Genomic DNA, 15,378 nt, shown 5'->3' on the forward strand with positions numbered 1-15,378 from the left:
TGATTGTCACCGAAACCCGTTGCGATTTGATTGATTGACAGATTAGGTCATTTGTCCTAGATCTCAAATAGGGCAATTGTCCTAGTCGGGTTTCAAGCACCCATCATTCAGGTTGAACAGACATGATCGTGGAACAGGGCACGCGCGAACGGATTGTCAAAGCTGCGGATCAGCTGTTTTATCAACAGGGGTTCGAGCCGACCTCCTTTGCAGATATCGCAGCCGAGGTCGGCATATCGCGTGGCAATTTCTATTATCACTTCAAAACCAAGGACGAGATTCTTGATGCCGTGATCAATCGGCGTCTGACCAATACCGAACAGATGCTTGATCACTGGGAAGCCACCGGAGAAGACCCGGTCGCCCGCATTCGAAGTTTCATTCATATTCTGATCGTCAACGGGGAAAAAATCCGACGCTACGGATGCCCGGTCGGAACACTTTCTGCCGAACTGGCAAAGCTCAATCATGCTGCGCAAAGTGACGCGGCGGGACTTTTTACCCTTTTCCGCGTCTGGCTAGGTCGGCAGTTCACACGACTTGGCTTTGCCGAACGATCAGACGGTATGGCGATGCATTTGCTTGCGCGCAGTCAGGGTGTGGCGGCGCTTGCCAATGCGTTTGGTGATGAAAAATTCGTCCAGTACGAAGTCGATCAGATGTGTGACTGGCTGGATGGACAGATGCGGTCGCTTCGTACCCGGAACAACAATGCAGCAACCAAATGATCAGGGATAATAACGATGTTCACCATTTTATTGACGTTTTCGGAGAATCGAGCGAAGGCATCGCAGTTTATGGAGGGCCATAAACGATGGATCAGCCAGGGGTTTGATGAGGGCGTGTTTCTGGTGGTCGGCAATCTCCAACCCAGTCGGGGAGGGGGAATTCTTGCGCACAATACGACCATGGAAGAGTTAACGGAACGTCTGAATGCCGACCCGTTTGTTATCGAAAAAATCGTCGAGGCCGAAATCATTGAAATCACCCCGGCCAGAATGGATGAACGTTTGGAATTCCTGAAGGCGTGATATCTCCGGGAATAAGAAAAGAGGGGGCAGTATGGGAACCACAACGATCAGTGCAGACGGCAAAACACGCTGTAAATGGTGTGATGCAGCACCAGAATTTGATGTCTATCACGATACGGAATGGGGCTTTCCTGTTGGTGATGATCGCCGGTTATTTGAAAAGATCTGTCTGGAAGGTTTTCAGTCCGGCCTGAGTTGGCGCACCATTCTGGCCAAACGCGAGAATTTCCGCACCGTATTCCATAACTTCGATTTTGATCTTGTTGCTGAGTTTACAGGTCGTGATGTTGAGCGGCTGCTTCGGGATGCGGGCATTATTCGCCACCGTGGCAAGATCGAAGCCGTCATCAACAATGCCAAACGTGCGCGCGAAATGGTGGCACTAGAAGGATCGCTTGCCGCTTACTTCTGGCGGTTCGAGCCAAGGGAGGATTCTGTTGCAAAGCCGCAGACTGCATCCATGTCTGAAATTTCGGTCGCACTTTCAAAGGATCTGAAAAAACGGGGTTGGAAGTTTGTTGGCCCAACGACCGTCTATGCCTTTATGCAGGCAATGGGCTTGATTAACGATCACGCAGAAGGATGCTTTATGCGACCGGTAATCAATGCTGTGCGCCGGGAATTTGAACGGCCGTGATTTTAGAGAAGGTGGCGATGCCAGACCTAGGGTCAGGAGCGGATCGGGGATCGGGATATTGGTCCAGCATCGCCTTGACCCAACAATGCCAAATGAAATTCATTTGGTGAAATCGAATGTAAATTTAAATTCGATAGAAAAAATCTATTATTATGGATTCTTTAGCGGAAGTCGACAACTTCACACTATGACCCGGAGCTGCACGCAAAACGTGGCGCCATCCGGTCCTGTTGCGCTCAGGCGAAGGTCCCCTTCATGGGCCAGAATCAGTTCCCTTGCGATGGCAAGGCCAAGACCGGTTCCGCCTTTCCTGCCGGTTCCGGCGAACGGGACAAACAGATTTTTGATTGCCTTTTCAGGTAAGCCGGGCCCGTTATCCATGATCAGGATTTCAGCAAACGCGTCCTCTTTATTCTGATCATTTGCGGGTGCCAGTTTGACGGTCACCTCCGTTGCCCCGGCATCTAACGGATTGCGGATCAGGTTGCTGAAGGCACGAAAAAGCTGATCATAATCGGCTTCAATCATCAGTTCCGGCGGCAACTCGATATGGATTTTGGCCTTGCAGGGTTCCTTGGCCGTATCGAGGCTTTCCGGCGCCAGAAGACTTTCACCACCATTCTGCAACAGCACCTGATCGCGCACTTCCTCGATCAATTCGATCAGGGTAAATCGTGCGATATCAAGTGTTGGTGGTGCTTCACGGGCAAAAGACAGCGTTTGTTCGCTGATATAAACCGCACGCTCCATCGATGATAACAGGCGGGGGACGACGGCACGGACTTCCTGATCCTCGCTTTGGGCGAGCTTCTCGGTCATCAGCATTGAGGTTGCCAATGCATTGCGCAGGTCGTGGCTGATTTTTGTTGCCGCGGTTCCAAGAGCCGCAAGACGACGACGTTGGTTTAACATTGCCTGCAAATCGTGCTGCATATTGGCCAGTTCGTGCCGGGCGATGCCAATTTCATCGTCACGATCATCTGGCACGATGACTGATCCCTGATCCTGCGGATTTTCGCGAAAACGGATCATGTCGCTGGTTAATGTTTGCATCGGCCGGACCAGAAGCCGGTTCAACGCAAAATAAACCAGCCCGGCGGTAAAGAAAGAGATCACCAGCGATAGTCCCATCACCCGCCAGCCGAAATTGCGCATGTCTTCTGCCAGACCGTGTTCATGAACCAGTATTTCGATTTCGAAGTCCGGTGCCATGGATGGCATGCCAACCACACGCAGCATGCGATCATGCGGCTGGGTCAGGGTCGAAAGACCTTCATACAATGCCATCAGGATGGAAAAGGTCGTCAGATCGACGTCATGATCGACCTTTGCGGGCATATCATCGCGCTGAAGCAGCAATTTGCGATCATCACGGCGTAAAATAACCGCTTCTATCCCGGCATTGGACAACAGTTCCTTTTCCAGATCATCGGGAATCATCTGATCGGGTGTGGCTTCCAGTGCCAGTGCCGCCAGGTAACCGGAATCAAGGTGCGCCTTAAGCCAGTCGACCCGATAGCGGGCAACAGACGGTGCAAAGACGAAAATTTCGGCAAGCATCACAAACCCCACAGTCAGCACGAGCAAACGTGCCGACAGCGATTTGGCCCATGGGGGCAGTTTGAGATGCGGGCGTTCCATGACAAATGTTAGCCAGAGACGGGGAAAAATGTACAGTGTTTCAGAAGCTTGCCCCCACTCTGACCGTCCTAGCCGAATTTCAGCAGGAAGCGGACGATCTTGCGAGTCTTTTCGCTAAACAGGCTGGGTGTGTACCACGCCCCGGCAACGCGTTTGGACAATTCGCCCAGAGTCGGATAAGGCGCAATCGTTCCGGCAATCGCCCCGATTTTCATTTTCTGGGATATGGCCAGCGACCAGAGGCCGATAAGTTCCCCGGCTTGGTGACCAACAATACCGGCACCAAGGATTTTACCGCGTGTTGTGGTCACGATTTTGATAAAGCCTTTGGTTCGGGCTTCGGCCCGTGCGCGATCATTTTCCGCGTATTGCCAGGTAACGACCCTGATTGCATCGCCAAATTTTTCGCGTGCTGCGGTTTCGCTCAAGCCAACCTGTGCCAATTCAGGATTGGTATAAGTCACCCATGGAACGGCTTTGTGATCGACTTTGGCTGGCAGGCGGAACAAGGCGTTACGAATCACAATGCCAGCATCGTAACCCGCCATATGGGTAAATTGCAGACCACCTGTGACATCGCCAATGGCAAAGATTTTGGAATTGCTGGTGCGTAATCTTTTGTCGACGTTGATCCCGCGCGCACTGTATGTCACCCCGGCCGCGTCGAGGCCAAGATCATCGATAGTCGGTTTCCGTCCTGTTGCAATCAGAAGGTGGCTGCCTTCGATGGTGATATCTGCACCGTTATGCTCGATGATAACGCGTATCTGATCGTCATGTGTCTCCACCCGCTTGGTTTTGATCTTTTCATACAGGCTTATGCCAGAAGACTCGATCATATCGCGAACCACAGCCACAAGATCGGGATCGTCCTTTGGCAGGATCGTTGCCATTTCGATTACGGTGACTTTTGCGCCAAGCTGCTGGTTTGCCTGTGCCATTTCAAGGCCGATGGGGCCACCGCCAATGATGATCAGGTGATCAGGGCAAATCCGGTTTTCAAAGATGGTTTCGTTGGTAAAATACGGGACGGCGTCAATCCCGTCGATTGGTGGAACGGCTGCACGTGACCCGGTCGCAATCACAAACCGTTTGGCGTGAATGCGTTTGCCGTCGGCGATGACCTCGTTCGGGCCGGTAAAATGTGCTTTGGCCTCGATAACCCGACAGCCGAGTTTTTCAAATCTTTCAACCGAGTCATGCGGTGCAATACCGGCGATGACAGAATGGACATGATCCATGGCGCGCGCAAAGTCGATTGCCAACGGGTCGGTGCCGACACCAAATTGAAATGCTGTCCGGGCATTCTCGGCCGCGTGTGCCGCAGCCAGCAATGCCTTGGACGGAACGCAACCGGTATTCAGGCAGTCGCCGCCCATCTTGCCCTTTTCTATCAGGACAACATCGGCACCCATCTGGACCGCGCCGGCAGCAACCGAAAGCCCGCCTGATCCGGCGCCAATGATACAGATGTCTGTTTTGATTATATCGCTCATCGGGTGTTTGCCCCGCTATTGCGGTTACGGAATTTTTTATAGGCCACCGGGATCATTGCCAGCACAGCTAGGCCGATGATCGGGGTTAGAATGCGGGGTTCAAAAATAATGCCAAGATCGGGCGTCTTGCCCTGATCAAACAGTGCACCCAAACCATCCCCGATTGAAACATACACAAAGGTGCCCGGGATAATGCCAACCGCCGTACCCACAACAAATGACCGAAATTTTACCCCCAGCAGAGCCGGGACCAGATTAACCAGCCAGAACGGAAATAACGGTACAAGCCGCAGGACCATAAGGTAGCTGAATGCGTTTTCGGCAAAGCCAGCTTCCATTTTACGGATTGCACTTCCGGCCTTGGCACGCATGAGGTCATAAAAGGCATAGCGTGCGGCAAGATAAACGACTGTTGCGCCAATAGTTGCGGCAATCACGACATAACCCGTGCCCAGCCACGCCCCGAACAGAAACCCGCCAACAATGGTCAGTATCGACCCCACCGGAAGCGACAGGGCAACGGCAATGGCGTAGCCCGCCATAAAGGTAGCAACGCTCAGAACCGGATTATCCGCGACGAAATTCTGCAAAATATCGCGATTCTCGCGCAGGGTTTCGAACGATAAATAATCCACCGCACCAAATAGCCACGCGAGCACCAATCCGGCAAACAGGATCGAGACCGGCAGAAATTTGCGCCAAAGTGGCGTTCTGACGCTGGTGGCTTGCCCGGACTTGAAATGATCTTTGGTCGTGTGCTCTGACGTCATTGAATGTGTCTTGGTCATTGATTTTACTGTCTTAACCGCCTCTCTGAGGGAAGCGGCTTTTAAAGGATTGCATGTCTTGGCCGAACAATAGAGCGAAAAAGCACGAGATGCTTATGAACTGCTTTCACCATTGCGTGAGGCCACCAGGAAACTCCCATATGGATTCAAAGACGGACAGGTATGATTGTCGGGTGCGTGATGCTTGACGTCGGGGAAACCAAGTCGTATCGTCGGGTTTCTTCGTGGGATTTGTCGACCGGCTTGCGACCACGTAAAAAATCGCTAAAGAGGGTAATCGTGGCTTCGGCCCTGACCCATCGTGCCGGTCAGGGTTTTTTTGTGTCCGGGTCATCCCAATATGACCGGGCATATAGGAGCAAGACGATGACAACCGAAAAAAAGGCTTCTGATAAATGGCGTGCGGCTACCCGTGCAGTTCGCGGCGGCACGGCGCGTAGCGGGTTTAATGAAACCTCCGAAGCCATTTTTATGAATTCCGGCTATGTCTATGACAGTGCTGCCGAGGCTGAAGCATCTTTTGATGGTACCGGCCCGGAACGCTTTGTGTATTCGCGTTTTGCCAACCCGACGGTGGGGATGTTCGAAGAACGTCTGGCGCTGCTCGAAGGTGCCGCATATTGCCGTGCAACCGCATCTGGCATGTCTGCTGTTTGGAATGCCCTGATCGCGTGCACAAAGGCAGGCGGCCGTGTTGTTGGTTCGCGGGCACTTTTCGGTTCGTGCGAGTTTATCCTGACGACCCTTTTGCCCCGGTTCGGGGTTGAAACCGAACTGGTGGACGGCACAGACCATGCTGCGTGGGAAAAGGCATTGTCGAAATCGGCTGATGCCGTTTTCCTTGAAACGCCGTCCAACCCGACATTGGAAGTCATCGATATCGCATTTGTTGCCGATCTGGCGCATAAGGCCGGTGCCAAGGTTGTTGTTGATAACGTTTTTGCGACACCGATCCTGCAAAAGCCGATGGAATTGGGCGCTGACATTGTTGTCTATTCCGCGACCAAGCATATCGATGGTCAGGGACGCTGTCTTGGTGGCGCGATCCTTTTCAATGACAAGGAATGGCACGATAACCACCTGACAACGTTCCTGCGCCACACCGGTCCCAGTATGAGCCCGTTCAACGCATGGGTTCTGCTTAAAGGTCTCGAAACGCTTGGTCTGCGTGTTGATCAGCATATTCGCAATGCAACAGCACTTGCCGGGTTCCTTTCGGAACAGCCGCAGGTATCGCGCGTTATCTATCCAGGGCTCGAAAGCCATCCGCAATATGAACTGGCGATGAAACAGATGTCGGGGCGTGGTGGGGGATTGATCGCGATCGAGCTTGCCGGTGGAAAGTCGGCTGCTTTTTCGTTGCTCGATAATCTTCAGCTTATTGATATTTCGAACAATCTTGGTGATGCCAAAAGCCTTGCGACCCATCCGTGGACCACGACCCACCAACGTGTTCCGGCTGAAGACAAGATCACTATGGGCATTACCGAGGGCATGCTGCGATTGTCTGTCGGTCTCGAAGATATTGATGATCTGAAAGAAGATCTGTCTGCCGCGTTGCGCGTATAACAGTAAGCAGGTTCGGCGATATGCCTATGTCAGGCGGTCCGTATCTGCACGGGCCGCCTTTTGCTTAGCCGAGAAAATACGTGATCGGGATGGCAAATTGGTGGCAGACATCTGGTACTTGGGGCATTGACTGTCTAAATATGACCTAGGTAAAGCAAAAAAGCGCAACGCCCTTGGCAGAAGGAACGCAATAAGAATTGGCCTGGAGTTTTGCATGTATTCATCCGTGACCCGAGACATAAAAGTATCCGTGCAACCTGTGTTCCTTGACGAACAGTCAGACCCGGACACCCATCGTTATGTCTGGGCCTATCGGGTTGTCATCGAAAATCATGGCCCGAAAACAGTACAACTTTTGAACCGTTACTGGCGTATTACCGATTCCCGGGGATCAACCCAGGAAGTCCGGGGATCAGGTGTGGTCGGCGAGCAGCCGGTTCTGGCAAGTGGCGAAAGTTTCAATTACACAAGCGGCGCGCCATTGGCGACGCCAAGCGGTTTCATGGTTGGGACATATGAAATGACTGACATGGATGGAAACCGGTTTGATATTGAAATCCCGGCATTTTCGCTCGACAGTCCGCATAGCAAGCGCACACTTAATTAAACGAACCAAGATCAGGGTCGGGAGCACATGACCCACAGGACAGAATTATAAAGAGGAAGCCAAATGTGCAGCGAAACCAGCGCCGTTAAACGCCCATCGCAAGAAGAAGCAGAAGAAGCCGTTCGTACCCTGCTTCGTTGGGCAGGAGATGATCCTGATCGTGAAGGACTGCGCGGAACGCCAGACCGTGTTGTGAGGTCTTACGGTGAATTTTTCGCAGGTTACCAGCAGGATCCGGCAGAAATTTTACGTCGCACCTTCGAGGAAACCGACGGCTATGACGAGATGGTCGTGCTGCGTGATATCCGTGTTGAGTCTTATTGTGAACATCACATGGTGCCGATTATCGGTGTTGCGCATGTCGCCTATCTGCCGCGCCGCCGGGTCGTTGGTATTTCCAAGCTGGCCCGTGTCGTCGAAGTTTACGCAAAGCGCCTGCAGATTCAGGAAAAAATGACCGCACAGGTCGCCAATACCATTCAGGAAGAACTTGATCCGCTGGGTGTTGCCGTCGTGATTGACGCCAACCATCAATGCATGAGCACACGCGGCATTCACAAGACCGAGGTGTCGATGGTGACCAGCCGGATGCTTGGGGCCTTTCGCGATGATCCGATCACCCGGCGCGAGTTTTTCGCGATGATCGGTCGATAGGGTTTATTTCGAATATAATGAATAGAGGCCGCCTTTCGGGGTGGCCTTTGTCATATGCACGGTTATGTTCAGTCGGCACGAAACTGCTGATGGCAGGATTTGCAGGTTTGCAGCACGTTGCGGAATGCATCAGTTAAACTGACCAGCATCGGCGCTAGCACTTGGTAACAGTTCGGTAAAAGCCGATCCTGCATGGCTGCTGATTTTGCCCGTCATACCCCAAAACGGGCGAGAATGCGATCCACGGAACCGACATAAGACCCACCGAAAAGACGAACATGCACCAGAAGCGGGTAAAGGTTGTAAAGTTCACGGCGTTCTTCAAAGAAGCCCGGCAGGATCGGGAAAATTTCCGAATACCGATCAAAGAATGCAGGTGTAAGGTCACCAAACAATGTGCCGAAGGAAAGCTCGATCTCCCGATCACCAAAATAAACTGCCGGATCAACCAATCCGGCGATCTTTCCCTGTTGGCACAGAATGTTGCCACCCCACAGATCGCCATGCAGCAAGGATGGTTTGCAGTCTGATGGCAAAAGACCACCAAGTTTGGCCGACAGGGTTTCGATCCGTGATAAAAAATGCCCTGGCAGTCGTCCGCAACTTTCTGCCTGCTGGGCCATGTAAAGCAGACGGTGATCGCGAAAGAAGGTGATCCAGTCGACCGTAAGGGGATTGGGCTGATCAAGGCCGCCAATAAGCGTGTCAAAGGACAACCCAAACCGGCCTTGTGTAACCTGATGTTGACTGGCCAATAGAACGGCAAGGTCACTTTGAACCTGACCGTTCATGTGACCATCATTTTCTATGAAATGCATGATCAGCAATCCGGGCTCGGCATGTAACACGGCCGGAAATGGAATGGGGGAATGAGTGCCCAGATAGTCAAGCATCCGGCCTTCAATTTCCAGATTTGCCTCACCGCCCTGCTTGATGACGAGTTTGCGACCATCGCGAAGATCGGCGCGCTTCACATCGGAAACGCACCCTCCCGAAAGCTGGTGATAGGCCGCAACCTCGCTTCCGGTAATGTCTTTAATCCGTTGTGTAATCATCGGCGATGCCATCGCTCAAATTCCATGCTTTTCCCTGATGTGGATTAGCAAGGCACCTGACGTTTCCTCAATCATATCAAAAACCGATTTGAAGCCGTTTGCCCCACCATAATAGGGATCAGGAACGCTTTGTCCTTTGCGGTTCGGGTGGTAATCCAAAAACAGTTCCAGCTTATCGCGATACTGGGCGGGACATTGGTTTTGCATATCGGCCAGATGTCCGTCATCCATGGCAAGGATGTAATCAAACTCGCTGTAATCACTTGAAGTGATTTTACGAGATCGGATCAGGGACAGGTCATAACCGCGACTGGCGGCCATTTCGCGTGATCGCGGATCAGCCTGTTCACCGGCGTGATATCCCGAAAGGCAGCAGCTATCGACTTTGATGGCATCATCCATCCCTGCTTTGCTGACCATGGTCTTGAAAATGCCATCGGCGGTGGGAGAACGGCATATATTGCCGGTACAGACAAACAGAACTTTAATCACGATATGGCTTTCCGTTGGGTCGGGACCTTGCCAGACTGGCACATTCGGTGCCTTCGGCGCAATGATATCTACGTTAACTGCGCGAAACACCAAATGATCAATGTAACAGCTTCGTGACATTTTCTACGATAAGCTGACAGCCATCTCATATGTTTGTATGATCGCGCCAAGTGGTGGTTCAAAAATGTGATTGGTAATGCAGGAATTCGTTTCGTTTGGTTTGCATATCGCCCTGATCCGGCAACTGGCGTGGTTGCCAAAGGGATATGATCTTGTGCCGGAAGGCACGGTCATCACCAGTGCTCGCCTGCGCAGCATTCTGCTTGCTCTTGAAGAAGCTAACGGGCCTTCGGTATTGGTGCGGCTAGGGCGTCATCTGGCGCTTAAGGAACAGCAACCGGTTTTGACCATGTTGCGCCAGGGGGCAACGCCCGAATTGATCGCGGATCGCTGGCATCGGCTTGAAGGTTATTCCCATGCCCGCAGTCGCACCGATTATCAGGCCGCCGGAAAATCATTGACCCTGCATCGTGGTGCTGTCCGTGGCCAGCCGCCCGCACGGGTCGAAAACCTTTTAATGCATGGTTTCATGGTTGGTCTGCTCGAAGCGGTCGGTGTCGAAAATGTCAGCAGCGCAATCCTGCCCAGCCATGGTCCTTCCATTCCGGTAATCCGAAATGGAAAACTGATCAAGAAACTCGATTTTGCCGGGCGTGCTTTACGTTTTCGCATCAGTTGGCAAAGCTATGTCGCGATTTCATCGGGCTATCCGTTTATGGCGAATATGCCCGGAACGGCGCCGACCGTCGGGAACAGTCGGCCGGTCGTGCAAAAGCTTTGCGCTGTGCTTGAACATGATATCGGGCGCAGCTGGACGATTGAAGATGTTGCCAATGCGCTTGATACATCCGGCCGGACTTTGCAGCGTCGTTTGCAACAGGCCAACAGCCGCTTTTCCGATCTCCTGCGTCTGATGCGGGTACGCGAGGCGTGCCGCCTTCTGGCTGGCACCAGCCTGATGGTTGGTGAAATCGGATTTTGGTGCGGTTTTACCGACAATGCGCATTTCAGCCGTGATTTCCGTCGTCTGGTGGGGATGCCTCCTTCGGTATATCGCGAAGCCAGTCTTGGTCATGCCGGTCTGACGCGCGCCTGATTAAATTGCGGCGGCAATTGACCGCTCCGATTTCCTTGGGTATCAGCACGACACCAACCATTGCGCCACTATCGCCGCCCAGACTGCGAGGCTATCCATGACTGATACATCCGCAACCGATCAGTATGCAGGTTTCCTGCCACCATTCTTCCGGGATCGCCCGGATGCAGAGGATGTGATGATCCGGACCTGGCAGGTCGGGGATCCGCTTGGCGATCATGATGTGCCTGAATTACCAGCACCGATTGCCATGTTCTTTGATCTGGTTGCAGCTGCCGCTGAGCGGGCCGGGTCAAACGGGTTTGCCCATTTGTGGCTGGATCGCCATCCGCATGAACAACCGGGTTGGCGGCTTTCTGTTGGCCATGTCGGTTCTGCCGATGAACTTGATGCCGCTATTGCCAAACCCCTTGTCCGGCTGGGTGGTTCCATGGCGATGGCTCTGATCGAAACCGAAAGCTGGCATGTAACCCGTCCGCTTTGGCGCAAGCGCGCCGAACCGGTGCGTCTGACCTTCTGGGGGGCATTTGGCAAACACGCGCGCAGCTTGATCGGCCATCGGGATGCCACCGGTTATTATCAGCCGGTAGGGGCGGGCCTGCGGTCCGATCATGTGTTTGCCGCATTGCCATTGCTCGAAGATATGCTGGGCGATCCGTTTTTGCGCGATGGTATGGGATTTGAAGACGCGCTTCGTATCGGCATGTCGCTTGGACGGGCGCACCTGCTTGAAAGCTGGATCGAAGCTGGCGGCGCGGAAAAGGAACCCTATTTCAGACCGATGCAAATCTGGCATCAGGCATGGCTTGCCAATGCTCTGATCGATCCGGCGTTGGCCACTCTTGCAATGTCGGCTCAGCCCCCGATGCCCGCCCTTGATTTTGATCGCAAAGCAGATCCGGAAACGCGGCGTGCCGCGCTTGACGATCTTTCTGGCTGGCTAACAACGGTGTTTTTCAATGATGCCAATCCGGCTCTTCGCAATGCGTTCATTGCCGGGGTGCAAAATGCCGTCTGGCTTGATCCCGATTTGCAGCAATATGTTCAGCCCCAACAACGTGCCGAAATTCTGCAAGGCTTGATGCCCTATTGCCGCTGGTTCCTTGCGATGGCGCTTTATAACCATCTTGGAAATCTTGCGGCGGGAACAGCACGCGAGGATCAGGTCGCATTTTACACAACCCTTGTCGAAGCCCTGCCGGAACTTTCACCCTTGGGCGAATTTGCAACCCAGCGTGATATCGAGCAGCACATCATCCGCATTGATGCCGCACGGGCGGCTTCGGCTCTGGATACGCTGGTTCTGCCATTTTGTGATCTGCTGATGCCGCGCCTTAAACTCGATGCGGTGCGCGCATAGCTTTGCATGTAGGCAAATGCGCAAAATAAAAGGTCCGCTGAGGGTATTCGGCGGACCTTGCTTTTAGTGACAAGGCGCTTGTCTATTGCTGATAAGCTCTGATCGGACGGCTCGATACAATTGCAAACCGGATGGCAAGGCCGCTAACCGCGACAAGGCTTGCAATCACAATCCCCCAGAACAGCCCAGCAACACCAAGCCCGACCACAAAGGTCAGATAGTACCCGGTAGGTATCATCACACATATATATGACACCAGATGCAGGATCGTCGGAACCCATTTATCCCCGGCACCGCGCAATGCGCTGATGGCGGCATTCTGTCCGCCGTCGGTCGGGAAAATGATCGGCATCAGAACCAGAACACCGGCTGTCGTGGCAATCACGGTGGCGTCCTGCGTAAACAGGTGTGCCACCATCCCCGGAAGCAAATAAAGCGGCGTGCTGAGCAACAGCATCACGGCCATGGTTGTCAAAAGCCCGATCCACCCGGCCAATGCCATATCGGGGCGGTCACGTCTGCCATAGGCAATGCCGACCCGAACGGATGTCGCCGATGCCAGTCCAAGGGCGACCATGAACATCAATGCCAGCATCGTCATGGTGATACCGTAACTTGCCGCGGCCACGACCCCAAGGCGTCCTGCGAAAAGCTGCATGGCGGCAAAGGCGCTGGTTTCCATGCCTTGGCTGGCGCCAGCGGCATATCCCATGTGGCGGGCATTACGCGAATGGTGCCACCAACCGGCAAAACCATCGCGAATGCCGTAATCGACATGACTGCGCATCAGCAGGATATAACCAAGCAGACTGATCGCCATAAGCCAGCGAATTACGGTTGATGTCCATGCTGCGCCCTCTGCTCCCATTTCCGGAAAGCCAAACGCGCCATAAACCAGTCCATAATCCAGTACCAGATTAATAAAATTAGCCCCGATCATCAGCATCATGCCGGGTAATGGACGTTGAAGTCCTTCGAGGAAAAAGCTGCACACAATATAGATCATTGCGGCGGGCATTCCGATCGACAGGATGACCGAAAGGTTGCTGGCATGCTCGGTGATATCTTCTGGTTGGCCGGTGGCGATAAACAGCCATTCGGATTTCCAGGTCACAAGCATGAAGGCAATGCCAATCAGCATGCCATAGGGCAGACAGGCCCGCCATGTCTGTCCCGCTTCAAGAAGATTGTTTCGTCCCACCGAATGTGACGTCAGGATCATCACCCCGGTCAGAAGCCCGATGCCGGTAACCATCAATGATGTAAAGGGTGCATGCGCAATATTGAGATAGGCCAGACTAGCACTGTCATAATTTCCAACAACGATCGTATCGACAACCGACATGATCAGCATGCCAAGCCGCGCAATCACAACCGGCAGCGCCAAACGGAACAGTTCGCTTAAATGACGCCGAACGCGATTATGCGGGTAAAGCGGCACCGGAGGAACATTCGGTGGCAACCCTTCCGGATGATTGGCGGGCATACCCGGTGGGGCGCCGGGTGGTGTGATCGTCATAGTCTTCGTTTCCTCGTTATCATTGACGCGCGGCAGTCATTGCGGTGGCGGTGCAATGCCGGGTGGGTGGTGCGTAGCGCGTGTTTGTTATCTTGCCTGTCGGCTTATTTGCCCCGGCCCTGCGGGTTGGGATGACGCGGGATTGCGGCAATCATCTTTGCGGGATCATCGGTAATGACCGATGTTACCCCCCAGCCAAATAACTCTTTGGCACGGGCCGGATCATTGACGGTATAACAGACCAGCGGCACGTTGGCCGCAACGATTTCAGCGGCCTTTTCGGGATCAAGTGCCTTGTGATCGATATGAAGCGCACTTGCGCCAAGCTGGGTATATCCGTCATGCCAATTGTCGGGTAGTGTCTCCAGAAGCCAGCCACACGGCATGTCGGGCAAAAGCCGCCTGATTTCGGCAACGGCACCGTCATCAAAACTTGAAAGCAGGATCGGAAGCTTCTTTGCCCGGTCAAGTTCTTTTGCAACTTCCTGGCACAGCCGCACAGGATCACAGCCCGATGGCTTGATTTCAAGATTGGCCCCCATATCCATAAAGAACAGGGTTTCAAGCGTGTCGTTCAGTGTCGGGATACGTTCGCCTTTATATATATCTGAAAACCATGAACCGGCATCAAGCTCGCGCAGCACGCTTAACGGCTGTTTGTGGATCGGGCCTGTACCGTTGGTGGTCCGTTCAAGTGTGTCGTCATGAATAAGCACACACTGGTTATCGGCACTCAGCGTTACGTCGCATTCAATCCACTTGGCCTGACGCGCCCCAGCGACCCGAAAGGCAGCAATGGTGTTTTCCGGGGCTTCGATGGACGCGCCGCGATGGGCGACAATATGGGGAATCTCGATCACGGTTCGGACCTTCTGTATTTCGGGTGGCAAATGTGTTTCAGAACCGGGTGATCGTGTTTCACGCGAAACCGTTTTGCCCGGATCGGCTGATTAGATTGGCGTTGCGATTCTCATACGCCTGATGCTTTCTGTAAAAAAGCGAAAATCTTGTGTCGATTTGAACGTAACTCTTTTCATATTCGCACTGAAGTCATTGGACTCCATACCGGATTCTCGCATTGATCCGATTGTTTTTTCCGGATTTCCTGTGTTTCACGACTGCTTCACATGGGCAGTGTCATGTTCTTCGATTAAGCGATTTCAATGCAAAACCCCGGAAAGACCAGTGTTTGTGCGGACCGTTTCGGGGGTGAAAAAAACAATCTGCAAAAATCTCAGAAAAACTTCAAAAAAGGTGTTTACAGGTCTGGCGAGGGGCCCTATAACCCGCCTCCACCGACGGGGTGCGGCGCCAAGGAGACGGCGACGCGGACTGGAAGGTAGAGGGCTTCGGCTCTAGAGTTCTTTGACATT

15 protein-coding genes and 1 riboswitch are annotated in these 15,378 nt (G+C 53.2%); of the genes, 8 read left to right on the forward strand and 7 right to left on the reverse strand.

Annotation, left to right across the window (positions count from 1 at the left end):
- Positions 1-122 precede the first annotated feature (122 nt).
- The 3 genes from ABIE64_RS18515 to ABIE64_RS18525 are packed head-to-tail and all read left to right on the forward strand — an operon-like array spanning position 123 to position 1,668.
- Positions 123-728 (forward strand): TetR/AcrR family transcriptional regulator, encoded by a 606-nt coding sequence (locus tag ABIE64_RS18515; RefSeq protein WP_210766343.1) that lies wholly within the window; start codon positions 123-125, stop codon positions 726-728.
- 15 nt (positions 729-743) lie between these two features.
- Positions 744-1,031: a YciI family protein gene (locus ABIE64_RS18520; RefSeq protein WP_354378215.1), complete on the forward strand. Its 288-nt coding sequence runs from the start codon at positions 744-746 to the stop codon at positions 1,029-1,031.
- A gap of 31 nt (positions 1,032-1,062) precedes the next feature.
- Positions 1,063-1,668, forward strand: coding sequence for a DNA-3-methyladenine glycosylase I (locus ABIE64_RS18525; RefSeq protein WP_354378216.1), 606 nt, complete (start codon positions 1,063-1,065; stop codon positions 1,666-1,668).
- A gap of 180 nt (positions 1,669-1,848) precedes the next feature.
- Here ABIE64_RS18525 and ABIE64_RS18530 read toward each other — a convergent pair whose 3' ends face one another.
- The 3 genes from ABIE64_RS18530 to ABIE64_RS18540 form a co-directional block, all read right to left on the reverse strand.
- Positions 1,849-3,309: an ATP-binding protein gene (locus ABIE64_RS18530; protein WP_354378217.1), complete on the reverse strand. Its 1,461-nt coding sequence runs from the start codon at positions 3,307-3,309 to the stop codon at positions 1,849-1,851.
- Positions 3,310-3,377: 68 nt separating this feature from the next.
- A complete protein-coding gene (locus tag ABIE64_RS18535; RefSeq protein ID WP_354378218.1) occupies positions 3,378-4,805 on the reverse strand; it encodes a dihydrolipoyl dehydrogenase family protein in 1,428 nt (475 codons plus the stop codon).
- Positions 4,802-5,575 (reverse strand): TVP38/TMEM64 family protein, encoded by a 774-nt coding sequence (locus ABIE64_RS18540; protein ID WP_247643509.1) that lies wholly within the window; start codon positions 5,573-5,575, stop codon positions 4,802-4,804. Before ABIE64_RS18540 ends, ABIE64_RS18535 begins: the two co-directional genes overlap by 4 nt.
- 232 nt (positions 5,576-5,807) lie before the next feature.
- Positions 5,808-5,882: riboswitch (SAM riboswitch) on the forward strand.
- 77 nt (positions 5,883-5,959) lie between these two features.
- Here ABIE64_RS18540 and metZ point away from each other — a divergent pair.
- The 3 genes from metZ (at position 5,960) to folE (ending at position 8,423) form a co-directional block, all read left to right on the forward strand.
- Entirely contained in the window at positions 5,960-7,162 is a 1,203-nt protein-coding gene (gene metZ, locus ABIE64_RS18545; RefSeq protein WP_071239376.1) for an O-succinylhomoserine sulfhydrylase, read from the forward strand.
- A 214-nt stretch (positions 7,163-7,376) separates the two neighbouring features.
- On the forward strand, positions 7,377-7,769 hold the full coding sequence (gene apaG, locus ABIE64_RS18550; RefSeq protein WP_007091869.1) for a Co2+/Mg2+ efflux facilitator ApaG/CorD: 393 nt from the start codon (positions 7,377-7,379) through the stop codon (positions 7,767-7,769).
- Between the two features lie 63 nt (positions 7,770-7,832).
- Positions 7,833-8,423, forward strand: a complete 591-nt coding sequence (folE, locus tag ABIE64_RS18555; RefSeq protein WP_354378219.1) for a GTP cyclohydrolase I FolE — start codon at positions 7,833-7,835, stop codon at positions 8,421-8,423.
- Positions 8,424-8,635: 212 nt separating this feature from the next.
- On the opposite strand, the gene ABIE64_RS18560 is transcribed toward folE, so the two are convergent.
- Positions 8,636-9,490 (reverse strand): fructosamine kinase family protein, encoded by an 855-nt coding sequence (locus ABIE64_RS18560; protein WP_071239377.1) that lies wholly within the window; start codon positions 9,488-9,490, stop codon positions 8,636-8,638.
- A 3-nt stretch (positions 9,491-9,493) separates the two neighbouring features.
- Positions 9,494-9,970 (reverse strand): low molecular weight protein-tyrosine-phosphatase, encoded by a 477-nt coding sequence (locus tag ABIE64_RS18565; protein WP_071239378.1) that lies wholly within the window; start codon positions 9,968-9,970, stop codon positions 9,494-9,496.
- Positions 9,971-10,166: 196 nt separating this feature from the next.
- Between ABIE64_RS18565 and ABIE64_RS18570 the strand changes: the two genes are divergently transcribed.
- Positions 10,167-11,126, forward strand: a complete 960-nt coding sequence (locus tag ABIE64_RS18570; protein WP_007091873.1) for an AraC family transcriptional regulator — start codon at positions 10,167-10,169, stop codon at positions 11,124-11,126.
- Between the two features lie 97 nt (positions 11,127-11,223).
- Entirely contained in the window at positions 11,224-12,486 is a 1,263-nt protein-coding gene (locus tag ABIE64_RS18575; protein WP_071239379.1) for a hypothetical protein, read from the forward strand.
- Positions 12,487-12,568: 82 nt separating this feature from the next.
- Here ABIE64_RS18575 and ABIE64_RS18580 read toward each other — a convergent pair whose 3' ends face one another.
- A complete protein-coding gene (locus ABIE64_RS18580; RefSeq protein ID WP_071239380.1) occupies positions 12,569-14,005 on the reverse strand; it encodes an MATE family efflux transporter in 1,437 nt (478 codons plus the stop codon).
- Positions 14,006-14,109: 104 nt separating this feature from the next.
- On the reverse strand, positions 14,110-14,865 hold the full coding sequence (locus ABIE64_RS18585) for a glycerophosphodiester phosphodiesterase family protein (RefSeq protein ID WP_071239381.1): 756 nt from the start codon (positions 14,863-14,865) through the stop codon (positions 14,110-14,112).
- Between the last annotated feature and the right edge of the window lie 513 nt (positions 14,866-15,378).

Origin of the sequence: Thalassospira sp. MBR-102, from assembly GCF_040549275.1 — a bacterium.
In the GTDB taxonomy this organism is placed as follows: Bacteria; Pseudomonadota; Alphaproteobacteria; order Rhodospirillales; family Thalassospiraceae; genus Thalassospira; species Thalassospira xiamenensis.

Bases quoted from the DNA above. Each gene is read 5' to 3' on its own strand.
- ABIE64_RS18515 (WP_210766343.1), top strand. From the start codon at position 123: ATGATCGTGGAACAGGGCACGCGCGAACGGATTGTCAAAGCTGCGGAT.
- ABIE64_RS18520 (WP_354378215.1), top strand. From the start codon at position 744: ATGTTCACCATTTTATTGACGTTTTCGGAGAATCGAGCGAAGGCATCG.
- ABIE64_RS18525 (WP_354378216.1), top strand. From the start codon at position 1,063: ATGGGAACCACAACGATCAGTGCAGACGGCAAAACACGCTGTAAATGG.
- ABIE64_RS18530 (WP_354378217.1), bottom strand. From the start codon at position 3,309: ATGGAACGCCCGCATCTCAAACTGCCCCCATGGGCCAAATCGCTGTCG.
- ABIE64_RS18535 (WP_354378218.1), bottom strand. From the start codon at position 4,805: ATGAGCGATATAATCAAAACAGACATCTGTATCATTGGCGCCGGATCA.
- ABIE64_RS18540 (WP_247643509.1), bottom strand. From the start codon at position 5,575: ATGACGTCAGAGCACACGACCAAAGATCATTTCAAGTCCGGGCAAGCC.
- metZ (WP_071239376.1), top strand. From the start codon at position 5,960: ATGACAACCGAAAAAAAGGCTTCTGATAAATGGCGTGCGGCTACCCGT.
- apaG (WP_007091869.1), top strand. From the start codon at position 7,377: ATGTATTCATCCGTGACCCGAGACATAAAAGTATCCGTGCAACCTGTG.
- folE (WP_354378219.1), top strand. From the start codon at position 7,833: ATGTGCAGCGAAACCAGCGCCGTTAAACGCCCATCGCAAGAAGAAGCA.
- ABIE64_RS18560 (WP_071239377.1), bottom strand. From the start codon at position 9,490: ATGGCATCGCCGATGATTACACAACGGATTAAAGACATTACCGGAAGC.
- ABIE64_RS18570 (WP_007091873.1), top strand. From the start codon at position 10,167: ATGCAGGAATTCGTTTCGTTTGGTTTGCATATCGCCCTGATCCGGCAA.
- ABIE64_RS18575 (WP_071239379.1), top strand. From the start codon at position 11,224: ATGACTGATACATCCGCAACCGATCAGTATGCAGGTTTCCTGCCACCA.
- ABIE64_RS18580 (WP_071239380.1), bottom strand. From the start codon at position 14,005: ATGACGATCACACCACCCGGCGCCCCACCGGGTATGCCCGCCAATCAT.